This is a genomic window from Klebsiella sp. Lac1, assembly GCF_009825425.1.
In the GTDB taxonomy this organism is placed as follows: domain Bacteria; phylum Pseudomonadota; class Gammaproteobacteria; order Enterobacterales; family Enterobacteriaceae; genus Klebsiella; species Klebsiella electrica.
In genome coordinates this window covers 2,777,143-2,793,539 of sequence record NZ_VJZJ01000001.1, presented here as the reverse complement: position 1 = coordinate 2,793,539, position 16,397 = coordinate 2,777,143, and the positions used below count along the sequence as shown (strand labels likewise).

General features: G+C 53.0%; 14 protein-coding genes. 9 read left to right on the top strand and 5 right to left on the bottom strand.

From position 1 onward, the window contains the following. Positions 1–144 precede the first annotated feature (144 nt). From galS to mglC, 4 genes are all read left to right on the top strand, one after another. On the top strand, positions 145–1,167 hold the full coding sequence (gene galS, locus FNY10_RS13675) for an HTH-type transcriptional regulator GalS (protein ID WP_160702835.1): 1,023 nt from the start codon (positions 145–147) through the stop codon (positions 1,165–1,167). Positions 1,168–1,460: 293 nt separating this feature from the next. Continuing rightward, positions 1,461–2,459, top strand: a complete 999-nt coding sequence (mglB, locus tag FNY10_RS13670; RefSeq protein WP_160702834.1) for a galactose/glucose ABC transporter substrate-binding protein MglB — start codon at positions 1,461–1,463, stop codon at positions 2,457–2,459. A gap of 176 nt (positions 2,460–2,635) precedes the next feature. Beyond that, the gene (gene mglA, locus FNY10_RS13665) at positions 2,636–4,156 is read left to right on the top strand and encodes a galactose/methyl galactoside ABC transporter ATP-binding protein MglA (RefSeq protein ID WP_131048160.1); all 1,521 of its coding nucleotides are present in this window, start codon (positions 2,636–2,638) and stop codon (positions 4,154–4,156) included. 15 nt (positions 4,157–4,171) lie between these two features. Continuing rightward, a complete protein-coding gene (gene mglC, locus FNY10_RS13660; RefSeq protein WP_100682692.1) occupies positions 4,172–5,182 on the top strand; it encodes a galactose/methyl galactoside ABC transporter permease MglC in 1,011 nt (336 codons plus the stop codon). Positions 5,183–5,282: 100 nt separating this feature from the next. On the opposite strand, the gene sanA is transcribed toward mglC, so the two are convergent. From sanA to FNY10_RS13640, 4 genes are all read right to left on the bottom strand, one after another. Next, positions 5,283–5,996 carry an outer membrane permeability protein SanA gene (sanA, locus tag FNY10_RS13655; protein WP_100682691.1) on the bottom strand — a complete coding sequence of 238 codons (714 nt, stop codon included), beginning with the start codon at positions 5,994–5,996 and terminating at the stop codon, positions 5,283–5,285. 126 nt (positions 5,997–6,122) lie between these two features. Further along, positions 6,123–7,007: a cytidine deaminase gene (cdd, locus tag FNY10_RS13650; RefSeq protein ID WP_160702833.1), complete on the bottom strand. Its 885-nt coding sequence runs from the start codon at positions 7,005–7,007 to the stop codon at positions 6,123–6,125. Positions 7,008–7,134: 127 nt separating this feature from the next. Continuing rightward, a complete protein-coding gene (locus tag FNY10_RS13645) occupies positions 7,135–7,830 on the bottom strand; it encodes a CidB/LrgB family autolysis modulator (RefSeq protein WP_100682689.1) in 696 nt (231 codons plus the stop codon). Next, a complete protein-coding gene (locus FNY10_RS13640; RefSeq protein WP_100682688.1) occupies positions 7,820–8,227 on the bottom strand; it encodes a CidA/LrgA family protein in 408 nt (135 codons plus the stop codon). Before FNY10_RS13640 ends, FNY10_RS13645 begins: the two co-directional genes overlap by 11 nt. Positions 8,228–8,595: 368 nt before the next feature. Here FNY10_RS13640 and dusC point away from each other — a divergent pair, with 368 nt between their 5' ends. After that, positions 8,596–9,528 carry a tRNA dihydrouridine(16) synthase DusC gene (gene dusC / locus FNY10_RS13635; protein WP_100682687.1) on the top strand — a complete coding sequence of 311 codons (933 nt, stop codon included), beginning with the start codon at positions 8,596–8,598 and terminating at the stop codon, positions 9,526–9,528. A 353-nt stretch (positions 9,529–9,881) separates the two neighbouring features. Beyond that, a complete protein-coding gene (locus FNY10_RS13630; RefSeq protein WP_160702831.1) occupies positions 9,882–11,246 on the top strand; it encodes a carbohydrate porin in 1,365 nt (454 codons plus the stop codon). Positions 11,247–11,285: 39 nt separating this feature from the next. On the opposite strand, the gene FNY10_RS13625 is transcribed toward FNY10_RS13630, so the two are convergent. Beyond that, the gene (locus FNY10_RS13625; protein WP_131048158.1) at positions 11,286–12,146 is read right to left on the bottom strand and encodes a helix-turn-helix transcriptional regulator; all 861 of its coding nucleotides are present in this window, start codon (positions 12,144–12,146) and stop codon (positions 11,286–11,288) included. A gap of 210 nt (positions 12,147–12,356) precedes the next feature. On the opposite strand from FNY10_RS13625, the gene FNY10_RS13620 reads away from it, so the two are divergent. The 3 genes from FNY10_RS13620 (at position 12,357) to bglG (ending at position 16,382) form a co-directional block, all read left to right on the top strand. Further along, a complete protein-coding gene (locus tag FNY10_RS13620) occupies positions 12,357–13,685 on the top strand; it encodes a glycoside-pentoside-hexuronide (GPH):cation symporter (protein ID WP_242627879.1) in 1,329 nt (442 codons plus the stop codon). Between the two features lie 19 nt (positions 13,686–13,704). Next, positions 13,705–15,384: a glycoside hydrolase family 43 protein gene (locus tag FNY10_RS13615; RefSeq protein WP_160702829.1), complete on the top strand. Its 1,680-nt coding sequence runs from the start codon at positions 13,705–13,707 to the stop codon at positions 15,382–15,384. A 164-nt stretch (positions 15,385–15,548) separates the two neighbouring features. Next, positions 15,549–16,382, top strand: coding sequence for a transcriptional antiterminator BglG (bglG, locus tag FNY10_RS13610; RefSeq protein ID WP_100682682.1), 834 nt, complete (start codon positions 15,549–15,551; stop codon positions 16,380–16,382). Positions 16,383–16,397 lie beyond the last annotated feature (15 nt).

Sequence of the window (16,397 nt, the reverse complement as noted above, 5' to 3'; positions counted from 1 at the left end):
ACAATCATTAACAAAATGGATGTAACCGTTTCCAGGCTTGTGACATCACTCACGTAGCGCGCTGCGGGTCGCTGCCAGAATAGCCACCTTGCTGAACACAGGAGGTGGGTGTGACGTATTGCAATTCTCTTAAGGGCGGTAAGCATGATCACCATTCGTGATGTCGCCCGTCAGGCGGGCGTTTCCGTAGCGACCGTCTCGCGCGTGCTGAACAACAGCACGCTGGTGAGCCCGGATACGCGGGAAAATGTAATGAAAGCGGTAACGCAACTGGGCTACCGGCCGAACGCCAATGCGCAGGCGCTGGCGACGCAGGTCAGCGACACCATTGGCGTGGTGGTGATGGATGTGTCGGATGCCTTTTTCGGCGCGCTGGTGAAAGCGGTGGATACGGTCGCTCAGCAGCACCAGAAATATGTGTTGATCGGCAATAGCTACCATGAGGCGGAAAAAGAGCGTCATGCCATCGAAGTGCTGATTCGCCAGCGCTGCTCGGCGCTGATCGTCCATTCCAAAGCCCTCAGCGATGCAGAGCTTGGCGACTTTATGGAGCATATGCCGGGGATGGTGCTGATTAACCGCATTGTGCCCGGCTACGCGCATCGCTGCGTGGGGCTGGATAATGTCAGCGGGGCGTTGATGGCCACGCGGATGCTGCTGAACAACGGTCATCAGCGCATCGGCTACCTCTCCTCAAACCATGGCATCGAAGATGACGATATGCGCCGGGAAGGGTGGTTGAAGGCGTTGCAGGAACAAAACATTATCGCGCCAGACAGCTGGATTGGCTCGGGTACGCCGGATATGCAGGGCGGAGAGGCGGCCATGGTTGAGCTACTGGGGCGCAATTTAGGCCTGACCGCGGTCTTTGCCTACAATGACAGCATGGCGGCCGGGGCGCTGACGACGCTTAAAGATAATGGCATTGCGGTACCGCAGCATTTGTCGCTTATCGGCTTTGACGACATCCCGATTTCTCGTTACACCGACCCACAGCTGACGACCGTGCGCTATCCTGTTATGTCAATGGCGAAACTGGCAACGGAGCTGGCGCTGCTGGGGGCGGCAGGCAAACTCGATCATGAAGCGCGGCATTGCTTTATGCCGACGCTGGTACGCCGCCATTCGGTGATGCCGCAGCAAATTGCGGGGCCGATCACTAACTGATGATGTGTCTTATGTAACCGTTTTCAATCTGTGAGTAAATTCACAGTATATTAACATTCAACTGATTATGATGGCCTCGTTTACTAGTCTGAACCACTATATCACGGTGATTAATCACTTTTACCGTAGGGATAAGGCGCAGTACGCTTAATTAATTCGTGTTTCTGGAGCGTTACCCTACACGGAAGACAGAATTTATAGTCGTGAATGTTGTTGTGCGGTAACACTAATGTAACAAGTCCCCGCCGGCTATTTTCACACCAACGACCCTGCATAATAAAACCGGAGATTCCATGAATAAGAAGGTGTTAACCCTGTCTGCTCTTATGGCTGGCATGTTATTTGGCGCCGCGGCACACGCAGCGGATACCCGTATCGGCGTAACCATTTATAAATATGACGACAACTTTATGTCGGTCGTGCGCAAGGCGATTGAGAAAGACGGCAAATCAGCGCCAGACGTTCAGCTGCTGATGAATGACTCGCAGAATGACCAGTCCAAACAGAACGATCAGATTGACGTCCTGCTGGCCAAAGGGGTGAAGGCGCTGGCGATTAACCTGGTGGACCCGGCAGCCGCTGGCACCGTTATCGAAAAAGCGCGCGGCCAGAACGTGCCGGTGGTGTTCTTTAACAAAGAGCCGTCCCGCAAAGCGCTGGACAGCTATGACAAAGCTTACTATGTCGGCACCGACTCAAAAGAGTCCGGGATTATTCAGGGCGACCTGATTGCCAAGCACTGGAAAGCCAATCCGAACTGGGATCTGAACAAAGACGGTCAGATTCAATATGTTCTGCTGAAAGGCGAGCCGGGCCACCCGGATGCTGAAGCGCGTACCACCTACGTGATTAAAGAGCTGAATGACAAAGGTCTGAAGACTCAGCAGCTGCAGATGGATACCGCGATGTGGGATACCGCTCAGGCGAAAGATAAGATGGATGCCTGGCTGTCTGGCCCGAACGCCAACAAAATTGAAGTGGTTATCGCCAACAACGATGCGATGGCAATGGGCGCGGTTGAAGCTCTGAAAGCGCATAACAAGAGCAGCATTCCGGTATTCGGCGTCGATGCCCTGCCTGAAGCGCTGGCGCTGGTAAAATCTGGCGCGATGGCCGGTACCGTGCTGAACGACGCGAACAACCAGGCGAAAGCCACCTTCGATCTGGCGAAAAACCTGGCCGATGGTAAAGAAGCGGCGGCGGGTACTAAGTGGAAGATTGAGAATAAGATTGTCCGCGTACCTTATGTTGGCGTAGATAAAGACAATCTGAGCCAGTTTATCGGTAAATAATTATTGAGTTACGGGCGTGAGCTCTCCCCGGAACAGGTCGGGTTGCTGACAGCGAATGCTGCGGCAACCTGAAATATCCGGATATTCGCGCCCGATTATTCCTGATACAGAACCCGACCCTGATGGCGGCGCGAATGCGTCGGTTGGGGTGTGCATGAACGCAGCCAGGTATAACTATGGTCAGCAATAATAGCGAACGGTCAGGCGAATTCTTGTTGGAAATGAGCAATATCAACAAATCGTTTCCTGGCGTCAAGGCACTCGATAATGTCAATCTGAAAGTCCGTCCTCATTCTATTCATGCATTGATGGGAGAGAACGGTGCTGGTAAGTCGACATTATTAAAATGCCTTTTTGGAATCTATCAAAAAGATTCCGGTAGTATTCTTTTTCAGGGGCAAGAGATCGATTTCCATTCCGCGAAAGAAGCGCTGGAAAACGGTATTTCAATGGTTCACCAGGAATTAAATCTGGTATTGCAGCGTTCGGTGATGGACAACATGTGGCTGGGGCGTTATCCCACCAAAGGAATGTTTGTCGATCAGGAAAAAATGTATAGCGATACCAAAGGGATATTTGATGAGCTCGATATAGATATCGATCCGCGTGCCCGCGTCGGCACGTTATCCGTATCGCAAATGCAGATGATTGAAATCGCCAAGGCATTTTCTTATGACGCCAAAATCGTCATTATGGATGAGCCTACGTCATCATTGACCGAGAAAGAAGTTAATCATCTGTTTAAGATTATCCGCAAGCTGAAAGAACGCGGCTGCGGTATTGTCTATATTTCTCACAAGATGGAAGAGATCTTCCAGCTGTGCGACGAAATAACGATTTTGCGCGATGGTCAGTGGATTGCCACCCAGCCGCTGGAAGGCCTGGATATGGATAAGATCATCGCCATGATGGTAGGGCGCTCGTTAACCCAGCGCTTCCCAGAGAAACACAATACGCCGGGTGAAACTATTCTGGAAGTGCGCAACCTGACTTCGCTGCGTCAGCCATCGATTCGTGATGTCTCCTTCGATCTGCGTAAAGGGGAGATCCTCGGTATCGCCGGGCTGGTGGGAGCGAAGCGTACCGATATAGTCGAAACGCTTTTCGGTATCCGCGAAAAATCAGGCGGCACGATTACGCTGCACGGCAAGAAGATCAATAACCATAGCGCGAACGAAGCGATTAACCATGGTTTTGCGTTAGTCACCGAAGAGCGCCGTTCCACCGGTATTTATGCGTATCTGGATATTGGCTTTAACTCGCTGATCTCCAATATTAAGAAATATAAAAACAAGGTGGGTCTGCTGGACAATTCCCGCATGAAAAGCGATACCCAGTGGGTTATTGATTCAATGCGCGTGAAAACCCCCGGCCAGCATACGCAAATTGGTTCGTTGTCCGGTGGTAACCAGCAAAAGGTTATTATTGGTCGCTGGCTATTAACCCAGCCGGAAATTCTGATGCTTGATGAACCCACGCGTGGGATTGACGTTGGCGCGAAGTTCGAAATTTATCAGCTGATTGCTGAGCTGGCGAATAAAAATAAAGGGATCATCATTATTTCCTCCGAGATGCCGGAGCTGCTGGGTATTACCGACCGTATTCTGGTAATGAGCAACGGTCTCGTTGCCGGAATTGTTGAGACAAAAACGACTACGCAGAACGAAATTTTACGTCTTGCGTCGTTGCATCTTTAAGAGCAGGGGCTTCTCATGAGTGCGTTAAATAAAAAAAGTTTTCTCACGTACCTGAAAGACGGTGGGATTTACGTTGTGCTGTTGGTTTTGCTGGCGATTATTATTTTCCAGGACCCCACGTTCTTAAGTTTGCTGAACTTGAGTAACATCCTGACTCAGTCTTCGGTGCGTATTATTATCGCGCTCGGCGTTGCCGGACTGATTGTAACCCAGGGTACCGACCTCTCTGCCGGTCGCCAGGTCGGGCTGGCGGCGGTTATCGCCGCGACCATGCTGCAGGCGGTCGACAATGCCAACAAGGTCTTCCCGGATATGGCGACTATGCCGATTCCGCTGGTGATCCTGCTGGTCTGCGCGATCGGTGCGGTTATCGGGCTGATTAACGGGATTATTATCGCTTATCTGAACGTGACGCCGTTTATCACTACCCTGGGTACGATGATCATCGTCTACGGCATCAACTCCCTGTACTACGATTTTGTCGGCGCATCGCCCATTTCCGGTTTTGACAGCCACTTCTCGCACTTCGCGCAAGGGTTTATCGCGCTGGGGTCGTTCCGCCTGTCGTACATTACGTTCTACGCGGCGATTGCGGTCTTCTTCGTGTGGATCCTGTGGAATAAAACCCGTTTTGGTAAAAACATTTTTGCCATCGGCGGTAACCCGGAAGCGGCCAAAGTTTCGGGTGTCAACGTGGCGCTGAACCTGCTGATGATTTATGCCCTGTCCGGTGTGTTCTATGCTTTTGGCGGTCTGCTGGAGGCCGGTCGTATCGGTTCGGCCACCAACAACCTCGGCTTTATGTATGAGCTGGATGCGATTGCGGCCTGCGTCGTTGGCGGCGTGTCGTTTAGCGGCGGTGTGGGTACGGTGCTTGGCGTGGTGACCGGGGTAATTATCTTCACCGTCATCAACTACGGCCTGACCTATATCGGCGTCAACCCCTACTGGCAGTACATCATCAAAGGGGCGATCATTATCTTCGCCGTGGCGCTAGATTCATTGAAATACGCGCGCAAAAAATAATCGTCCGTTGCTATCCCGCCCGCGCCATTCGCGCGGGCTTTTTTGGGTCTTTTTTACGCCGACTGACCCGGGGGGAAAGTATGCCGATATCAACGGCCCGTCACTGACTCTTTTGTAGTTCCAGCAGCTGTTCCGGCGTGACGGCAGGATAGGACTGCGCACCCTCAGGCACTTCCTGCAACGTCGGAATCGGAATTAATGGCCCTAAAAAGCGGGGTTCGCGTTTGAACACGTACAAATCCGCCAGCGCGCCAAACCGGGCGCCAAACTCACGTAAACGTACGTTCCACATATCCTTCGGCGAAGGCACCGCGTAACACTGCGCCTGAATCCCCATATGCAGAGCGATAAACAGCGCCCGTTCGCAGTGGAAGCGCTGGGTAATGATAATAAAGTCGTTAGTATCGAAAACTTTGCGGGTGCGCACGATAGAGTCGAGCGTGCGGAAGCCGGCGTAATCGAGCACGATATCGGCCGGGTCGACGCCGCCTTTGATTAAATCGCGGCGCATGGTCATCGGTTCGTTGTAGCTTTGCAGCGCATTATCGCCGCTCAGCAGCAGGTAGTTCACTTTGCCGCTATTGTAGGCGTTCAGCGCACCCTGAATACGATAGCGATAATACTGATTAATCACTCCGGTGCGATAGTACTTGGCGGTACCGAGCACCACCCCAACCTGGCGGTAGGGCAGATCCTGGAGTTCATCATAGATATAGGGGGCGGTTTTCCAGCTCATCCAACGGTCAAGACCCAGCACGGTCAACAGCAGCAGGCCGAACAGGACTAACAGGCTGTATAACACACGCTTTAACATTCACCTGACTCATGTGGACAATGGAGCTATCAGGCTACTTTACCCGCCGGGCAAGAGCAAGAAACCATCGTTTAATTGCGGGGATTTTCAACAATGCGGGCCAATGGGGCCCGCATGACGGGAAAATTAGCCGAGCAGGACGCGATCAATATTGTGGCAACCTAACGCTTTCAGCGTTGCGACGGTTGCATCCCACTGAATCAGCGCCGCATCGGCTTTCTCAGCCAGAATGGCGCGCTGAATATCCGGATAGTCATAGCCGTTGAGGCTCAGCAGGTTGAGCGCTCCCTGCAGCGGCGGCAGCGTTGGGTTAAAGGCCGCGTTTTCCGCATAGCGACCGGCGAAAATGGTGCCGTCTTTCAACTCCAGCGCTACGCCGGAAGGCGAGTTGCTGTATGGCATATGGCAGCGGTTGGCAGCCTGAATGGCCGCCTGCGCCAGGGTATCGCCGGTTAGCGGGAAACCATGATCCTGTTCATCCATCAGCAGCGTTTTAATCTCGAGGTCCTGCGGACCGAAGGCATCCGGCAGATAGTGCTGCAGCGAATGCGCTTCGCGACCTGGCAGATGAATACGCAGGAGCTGGCTACTGTTCAGCTCATTCATAAACTGACGACAGTGGCCGCAGGGGGTGTAGTTGACGGTAATGGCCTTGAGCGAGTGTTCACCGCGCAGCCAGGCGTGGCTGATGGCGCTTTGTTCCGCGTGTACGGTTTGTTGCATCGTGGCGCCGAGGAACTCCATATTACCGCCAAAGTACCAGGTGCCGCTAATGCCGCGGGCGATGGCGCCAACGTTAAAATGGGAAAGGTCGGCGCGCGCACAGGCTGCCGCGAGCGGCAGCAGCGCAAAGGCCAGCGCGTCTTCATCAAGGCCTGTTGCGTTGCGCAGTGTGGCGACCTGACCGGCATCCAGCAAAGCCGGGAAGTGCGGGTCGATCAGCATCGGGGCGATGGCCGCTTGCAGGTCTGCCGCCAGAAGAGGAAGAGCAGCGTGAAAACGTGGGTGCATGGCGTTGCCTCTTAACAATGTAATGGGAATCTAGTGTACGGGCGGGGGGAGCCCGTATATGTGATTAATATCTCATTGTTTATGCAACTTTATTATGTTGCACTGATAAATGTGATTAAGATCACATTTATCCGACGATAGCCAGAATCACCGGGAACAAAAAGGGCGCCACCAGCGAGGTGATAATCCCGCACAGCACCAGCGCCAGGGAGCTGAAAGCCCCTTCCTGATAGTCCAGCTCCGCACAGCGGGCGGTCCCCAGGGCATGCGATGCGGTGCCCATCGACAGGCCGCGCGAGGCTTTGGTGCGAATGCGCATCAGGTTTAGCAGGCTGTGGCCGAAAACCGCGCCGAGAATCCCCACGAAAATAACGCACACCGCGCTGATGGCCGGAATACCGCCAATGCTTCCGCTGACCGCCATCGCAATCGGCGTGGTGACCGACTTCGGCATAATCGACGCGGCGATTTGCGGCGTCGCGCCGAGCAGCAGCGCGACGGTAGTGCCGGTCACCATCGCCACGACGCTGCCGATAAAGCAGATCGTAATAATCGATTTCCAGCGGGCGCGGATCTGGTGCAACTGCTCATACAGCGGGAAGGCCAGCGCCACGACCGCAGGCTGAAGCAAATCGTTGAGAATTTTACTGCCCTGAAAATAGCGATCGTAGGAGATACCGCTGAGCAGCAAAAAGGGGATGATTACGATCATCGCCACCAGCAATGGATTCAGCAGCGGAAATTTAAACCGCGCGGCCAGCTTGCGGGCGAGGAAAAAAACGATCAGCGTCAGCGGCAAGGACCACCAGATTTCATGCATCATCTTTGACGTCCTTAGTTTGACCGACCACTTTACGTTCGCCATGAACCAGATGTGAGCTCCAGCTCACCACAAGGAAGACCACTAATGTACTGATCGTGCAGGAGATTGCCACCGGGCCGAGCTGCGCGCGCAGCAGATCCCAGTATTGCATGACGCCAACGCCGATAGGCACAAACAGCAGCGCCATATAGCGAATCAATATGTTGCACCCGGGGTTGACCCATTTCGGCGGCATAATCTGTAGCGCCAGAAGAACGAACAAAATCAGCATGCCGATAATGCTGCCGGGAATGGTAATGGGCAGCAGGGAAGCAACAAAAATCCCGGCGTATAAACAAGCATAGATCAGGACAAAAGCCCGCAGGTACTGCCAGATAATATTCAGCGATTTACTCATGGTAATAACCCTTGATGAACCGTATTCATCATACAATTAAACCTTGAAATGTGCTATCGATCACATCATGAATTCCAGGCATAGATTTAATAGAGTAATGGAACCTTCGGGCATGCGGAATGCATATTGATGAATCCGGCAATAAATAATAGTGAGAATGGCTCAGGCAGAGCGGGAGCGCTGCGTTTTTTTGCGCCACCACGACGCAACTTCGCCGCTCCTGCGCGGCAAAAACGCATCATGCTTATGGCGGTATCCATGCCTTCGCGCACGCCCCGACCCGCTAACCATAGCCGAAGCGCATTGAGATCTTTCAACCGACGCACAGAGGCGCTACCATAGCGCCTCTTTTTTTACCGGGTAACAATATGCGTGTATTACTGGCGCCGATGGAAGGTGTGCTCGATTCGCTGGTGCGCGAGCTGCTGACCGAGGTTAACGATTACGATCTGTGCATCACCGAATTTCTACGGGTGGTGGATCAGCTGCTGCCGGTAAAATCGTTCTACAAACTGTGCCCGGAACTTCATCATCAAAGCCGCACGCCTTCCGGCACCCGCGTCCGGGTGCAGCTGCTGGGGCAATATCCGCAATGGCTGGCGGAAAATGCCGCGCGGGCGGTGGCGCTGGGTTCGTGGGGCGTCGATCTGAACTGCGGCTGTCCGTCAAAGCTGGTGAACGGCAGCGGCGGCGGGGCGACGCTGCTTAAAGACCCTGAGCTTATCTATCGCGGCGCAAAAGCGATGCGCGAAGCGGTGCCGGATCATCTGCCGGTGACGGTCAAAATTCGCCTGGGCTGGGACAGCGGAGCGCGTCAGTTTGAAATTGCCGATGCGGTAGAGCAGGCCGGCGCGACGGAGCTGGTGGTTCACGGACGCACGAAAGAAGACGCTTATAAAGCCGAGCGGATCAACTGGGCAGCGATTGGCGAAATCCGCCAGCGGCTGTCAATTCCGGTTATCGCTAACGGCGAAATCTGGGACTGGCAAAGCGCGCAGGAGTGTCTGGCGGTCACCGGCTGCGACTCGGTGATGATTGGTCGCGGCGCGCTGAACGTGCCAAATTTAAGCCGGGTCATCAAATATAACGAACCGCGCATGCCGTGGCCGCAGGTTGTGGAGCTACTGAAAAAATATACGCGTCTGGAAAAACAGGGCGATACCGGGTTGTATCATGTTGCACGAATTAAACAGTGGCTCAGTTATTTACGCAAAGAATATGATGAGGCGTTGATCGTGTTTAATGAAATACGTACGCTGAAAACCTCTGCGGACATTGCGCTGGCCATAGCCCGTTATTAGGGAATATTGTTAAATCGCTCACACTTTATTACACCGGGCGCATCTGCTGATGGGCATTTCTGCCGCTGAGTGATATTGTAGTATTCATATATTCAGGGTTGCTACTGATTACAGGCAAAACCTAAGCACTTCCGCCATTCGTGGCTGGAGTGCTTAGGTTTTTTTTTGCTTTCTATTTATTGAGGAATTAAATGATTATCTAAAACAATAGGTTATGCTCGAATCGGTTGCGCTAATAAAGCGGTTGAATGGCTGACGGGCAGGTATTGAAAAATAAATATAAAGACTAAAAACGGGCAGGTTTATTGCCTGGGGCCAGCTATTACCCTTATTCAGTCACAATGGATATCATTATGCACAACAAAAAAATAAATCACCTTCTGTTGATAGTGACATTGACTCTGTTGACTCCCGGCGCGCTCGCTGCGGAAACGGAAAAATGGAACGGTACGGTATTAGGTTTTGAGAAGCCGCAAAAGGGCTTACTCGGGGAGATGGCCGGGATTCGTCCGATCCTCGAAGATAACGGATTTAATTATAATCTCGGTTACCTCAATGAAATGGGATACAACGCCGGCGGCGGATATAACCATGACAAACAGCTGGCTTATATCGATCAGGTCGCCCTGACCTTTACCCAGGACCTGGAGCGCTGGACCGGGATCCCGGATGCGCGCATCGAGGGCAATATCGTTAACCGTAACCACGATGACAACCTGACCACCCAGCGGCTACAGGATCCGCGGGTTAATTTTAACGATCTGGCGCAGGAAAGCTGGGGAGGCCAGTCCATTACCCGTCTAGGCTGGCTGACCTTTGCCCGTAGCTTCGATGAGCGTCGTATGACCTGGCGTATCGGGATGATGAATAAGGTGCAGACCTTCGATCAGATTATCCCCTGCGATTTTCAGCTGCTTTCACAGTGCGGCGGTAAGTCTGCCAACTCGCTGACCTGGAACAACTGGAACGTCCATACCTGGGGCACGACCGTCGAATATAAGCTGACCCCGACACTGACGCTGAAGGGCGGTGTCATGGAGCAGAATCCGCAGGCCTCTTCCCGCAGCCACGCGTGGAGCTGGTCGACAAAAGGCAGTAAGGGCATTCTGCTGCCGGTAGAGATCGAAGCGCGTCCGGTGATCAACGGCCTTCCCGGCGCGTATAACCTCGGCGTGCTCTATACCAACGCCCCGCAGAACGATCTGTATACGGGAAAATCCGGCGGTCCCGGGGCCAGCGACCCGCAAGGATATGCGCAACACGATCGCACCTGGTTTCTGTATGGCGGGCTGAATCAGCAGATAACCCGCCATGCTGACGACCCTGAGCGCGGGATGAGCGTCTCGCTGAGCGGCAGCTATAGCGATCAGCGCAGCAACTACATCCATACCTCCGTGGCTGCATCAATGCGCTATCGCGGCCTCTTTGACGCCCGCCCGCAGGACTGGCTGGGCTTTGGCCTGACCTGGATGGATATGAGCAACCATTACGCGCGCAACCAGCAGTACAGGAATGAGGTCAGCGGGGCTACGGACTATTCTGCGGCGAACTATCAGCCGGTAGCCGGGCATTCGGTGAATACTGAACTGTACTACCGCCTGCGTCCGGTGTCGTGGCTTGAGCTGCAGCCGGGCCTGCAGTACTGGCATCGCCCGGGCGGCGTCGCTCAGACTCAGGATGCCTGGGTCATCGAGTGGAAAACCGTGGTGACTTTCTGAATCGACAGGACGGACAGCTGCCCGCGGTGCGGGCGGGTGTCATCCGACGCGGCGGTTGTCCAGACGGTCGCGAAATTCCAGCGGCGTGCAGCCGAGGTGCTGGCGGAAGCGTAAACAGAAATAGGCGCTATCGGTAAAGCCCGCGGTCTGGGCTACATCGACAATTTTTAGCTGGCTGGAGGTCAGCAGTTGTACCGCCACCTTGAGCTTACGCAGAAAAATATACTCTTTAAACGTCATATTAAACAGCTGCTTAAACATGCGTGAAAAGTAGGACTTCGACACCTGGCACCGCTGCGCCGCCTCCAGCGTGGTGGTCTCCCAGGCTTTATGTTCTTCAATCTCATACAATAATTGCCGCACCCTGCTCACAAAGTCGCCGCCGGGAACATGGGGGAACGTCTCATCGTCGTGGTTGAGCGAGAAAACAAACTCCATCAGCAGAGCGATGCTTTTCAAAAATACCGCCTGGTTATCCGCTTTCTTTCCCAGACCAATGGCCCAGTCAAAAAGCGCCGTCAACTGCACGCCGGTTGCGGGATCCGGATACAGTACCCGAATGCGATCCTTTTGCCGGGAAAAATGGCTCACCGCCAGCGGGTTTAAAAAATCAAATTCAAACTGGAACAGATAGCGGTTGTGATTGTACTCGGGGATCAGGTACATCGCATGGGGAATGAGCGCCGGAACGAAAATCAAGGTGCCGTTTTTTATCGGGATCTGTCGATCGTTGATGCCAAAATAACCACAGGAACGATCGAACCACATTAATTCATACATAAAGTGAAAATGTGTCTTCACATCATCGCCGGAATACTCGGGAAGCTGATATTGCTGCAGGTAGTAGAGTTCCTGGGTCAGCGTAATGATATTTTCATATGTTACCGGGTCATCATGCATAAAACGCCTCCTTTTTTATACTATATGCCGAACGGCAAATAAAATAAAAAGCGTTCTTAATGTAAATGCGATAGCCATCACAGGGCAGGTTCACTTTTATTATATAGCTATCCTCTCTTTATACATATTGAAGAAGCCGATGGGCCTACAATGGCCTTGTCAGCAGCAACAACCTTTCCTTGTATGGGGTTATCGTCAATGAACAGAATAATGCCATTAAACTGGTATCAGAAAATGGGTTATGGACTTGGAGACACCGCTTGTAATTTGGTCTGGTCATCCATTATGTTATTTATGGCCTATTTTTATACGGATATATTTGGTTTGTCACCGGCGCATATGGGGACCATGTTTTTAGCCGTCCGGGTAATTGATGCCTTTTTTGATGTGGGGATCGGCGCAGTGACGGACCGCACGCGGACCAAATATGGTCAGTTTCGCCCTTATTTACTGTGGTTCGCCATTCCTTTTGGCGTAATGTGCATGTTGACCTTTTATACGCCAGATTTTTCCTATACCGGCAAGCTGATTTACGCCTACGTTTCTTATACCCTGCTCTCGCTGTTATATAGTGCTATTAATGTTCCCTATTGCGCGATGATTAACAATATCAGCCAGAGCTCCGTCGAACGGGTGTCGTTGCAATCGTGGCGCTTCGCCATGAGCTCCGCCGGCGGGCTATTAGTCTCCGTGGCCGCGCTTCCTGCGGTGGCGTGGTTGGGGAAAGGGAATATCCAGCACGGCTATTTTTATGCCATGGTGCTGATTAGTAGCCTGGGTATTATGTTGTTTTACCTTTGTTTCTTCCTGACCAAAGAGACCGCGATCGCGGCAATCGATGCCAATCGCGGGAGTCTGTTGCAGGATCTGCGTATATTATTGAAAAACCGCGACTGGCGTATTCTCTTTACGCTCAACGTCGTCAATCTGGTGGCGGTTATCTTTAAAATGGGGATCATTATTTACTTCTGTAATTATGTTCTGCGACGCAGCGATCTAAGCAGCATGATGATCACCGTATCCATTATTTCTGGGTTAGCCGGGACAATTTTATCGGTCTATATTTTCCGTGGTATGGATAAAGTCCGGGGATTTAAGCTGGCGATGTTGCTTGAAGCGATATTACTTGCGCTGCTCTATGTCTTTGCCCAGTCGTCGCTAATCATTATTTTTGCCTTTATTATTGTGATTAATTTTATTCAACTGGCGGCCACACCGTTGCAATGGGCGATGCTCTCGGATGTCGTCGATGCAATTGAAAGAGATACCGGTAAGAAAATGAGCGGTATCGTTTTTTCCACCAATCTTTTTGCCATCAAATTAGGTATTGCAATCGGCGGCGCGCTCATGGGCTGGCTATTGTCATGGAGTGGTTATATCGGTGGCGCGGCGCAGCAACCGCCGATGGCCATTCTGACGATTAAACTTATTTTTACCGTATTACCGGCGGTTCTGGTGTTGGCGCTGGTGATCATTATGCGCCGTTATTCTTTATCCGATCGGTCGCTGGCGATGGTGGAAAAAACCAGTACGTTATAATTTAAAAAGGACGTGGTTAATGATTAAAAATCCAGTATTACGTGGTTTTAATCCTGATCCGGCAATCTGTCGGCGGGGCGATGACTATTATATTGCCGTTTCGTCATTCGAGTGGTTTCCCGGCATTCCGGTCTATCATTCCACCGACTTAGAGAACTGGACGTTATGCGCCCATGTGCTCGACGATCCACACACGCTGGATCTGCGCAAACTGCGCTCCGCCAAGGGTATCTGGGCACCCTGTCTGACCTGGTGTGAAGCCGACCAGCTCTTTTACGTGGTGTACGGCATCATGAACGCTATGAATGGCCGCTATTTTGATGTCGATAATTACCTGGTCAGCGCGGCGGACATTCGCGGTCCGTGGAGCGAGCCGGTCTACATCCACTCCGTGGGCTATGACGCCTCTGTTTTCCACGACGACGACGGCAGAAAATGGATTGTCGCCGTCGACTGGGAGACCCGGGATGACTATACCGGGGCGATCTCCATCGTGGAGTACGATCCGCAGTCGAAAACGACGATTGGCTATCCGCAGCGTATCTGGCAGGGGGTGTATGGCATGGCGGAAGGGGCGCATATCACCCGGCGCAATGGCTATTATTACATAATGTGCGCCGAGGGCGGCACTGGCTACGGCCACTGCGTAACCCTCGGACGGGCGCGGCATATTCTCGGCCCTTATGAAAAAGATCCGCACAGCCCGCTGCTAACCTCGGCGCGAGCGGAGGATTTGCAAAAGCCGGTACATATCGAGAAAACCTCGGCATCGGCGTTTGATAAAGATTATCTGCGGCGGCAGTGTTTTAACCCGGCGTCGGCGCTGCAAAAATCCGGTCACGCCAGCTATGTCGAAGATGACCATGGGAATGTCATTATGGCCCACCTGTGCGCCAGGCCGCTGCTTCCGGAACTGGCCTGTACGCTGGGGCGGGAGACCGCCATTCAAAAAATGCGCTGGACTGAGGAGGGGTGGCTGCGCCTGAGTGCGGGCGGCAACCTGGCGCAGGAATATGTCGGGCTGGGGCCATCGACCGCCGTTGATGAGCAGGCGGAGCGGGTTGAGCGAGTCGATTTTGCTGCGCAGGTATTGCCGCCTGGCTGGTACGCGCCGCGTATTCCGCCTGCGGACTTTACGCGCTATGCGCCCGAAGAAGGCGCTCTGATGCTACGCGGTCAGGAGTCGCTGTGTTCGGAGAACCGCGTCAGTCTGCTGGCGCGGAAGCTGACCTCGGTGTACGCCACGCTGACCGCATGCATGGATTTTCAACCCGAGGTGTTCCAGCACAGCGCCGGGCTGGTGCTGTACTACGACAATATGAACTATCTGTTCTTGCACAAAACCTTTGACGATCGGCTGCGGTGCTCGCGCTTTTATGTCATTCATGTCGATAACGGTCTGAAGCGGGAAGATCATCTGGGAACGGTGGCTGGCGTCGAGGGGCCGGTGTATCTGCGGCTGGCGATTGACGGCAAGTCGACGCGGTTTTTCTGGTCGCCAGACAATCAGACCTTTCATGCGATAGGTCAGACCTACAGCACCGCCTTGTTTTCCGATGAGTACAGCCGCTATGGCGAATTTACCGGCGCCTTTGTCGGGATTGGCTGCGTGGATTCCGCCTACCATCGGCGGCAGGCGGCGTTTTACTCGCTGGAATATCGCGCGTTTGAGCAGCGTTCGTTACCCCAACCGGAGTAAATCAGTGGATTAGTCGCGATCCGTATCACGTTTTACTACTTCGCTGGTTGAGACAGCGGAAGAAATTGCTACAGTGCGGGTGTTGGATTGCTACTGCTTCGGCAGGCAAAACCTGATTTCCTGGCATTTGTCGGGGGTCAGGTTTTTTTGTTTCTGGGGTTTATATGCTAATCGCCAAAGTTCTTAACAATAATGTGGTGGTTGTTTTAGATGAGCAGCGACGCGAACAGGTGGTGATGGGGCGAGGGCTAGCCTTTCAGAAACGCGTCGGTGACTCACTGGACGAAAGTAAAATTGAAAAGATCTTCGCGCTGCAGAGCGATGAACTGGTTGGCCGTTTAGGCGAATTACTCAGTCAGATACCGTTAGAAGTGATGACCACCTGCGATCGGATTATTGATCTGGCGCGCGGGCGGTTGGGCAAGCTGCAGGAGAGTCTGTATATCACCCTGACCGACCACTGCCATTTTGCCATTGAACGGCAAAAGAATGGGATGACGATTCGCAACGTTCTGCTGTGGGAAATTAAGCGGCTTTATCCGAAGGAGTTTGAGCTGGGGCAGGAGGCGCGGGCGATTATCGCCAGGCGGCTCGGCGTTGAGCTCGCTGAAGATGAAGCCGGGTTTATTGCGCTGCACCTGGTCACCGCCCAGCTCAACAGCGAAATGCCGGAAGTGATGCACGTCACCCGGGTGATGCAGGAAATCCTGCAACTGGTGAAGTATCAACTGCAGCTCAATTATGACGAAGAGTCGCTGAGCTACCAGCGTTTTGTCACCCACCTGAAGTTTTTCGCCCAGCGGATGCTGACGCGCACGGTGGTGGCAGATGATGACGTCACCCTGCACAGCGCGGTGAAAGATAACTACGCGAAAGCGTGGAAATGCGCGGAAACCGTCGCCATGCATCTACAGAAAAGCTATCAGCGATCGCTGACGACGGAAGAAATTATGTTTCTCGCCATCCATATCGAGCGGGTGAGAAAAGAAGGGCGTTAATTGCCCTTACCTGAA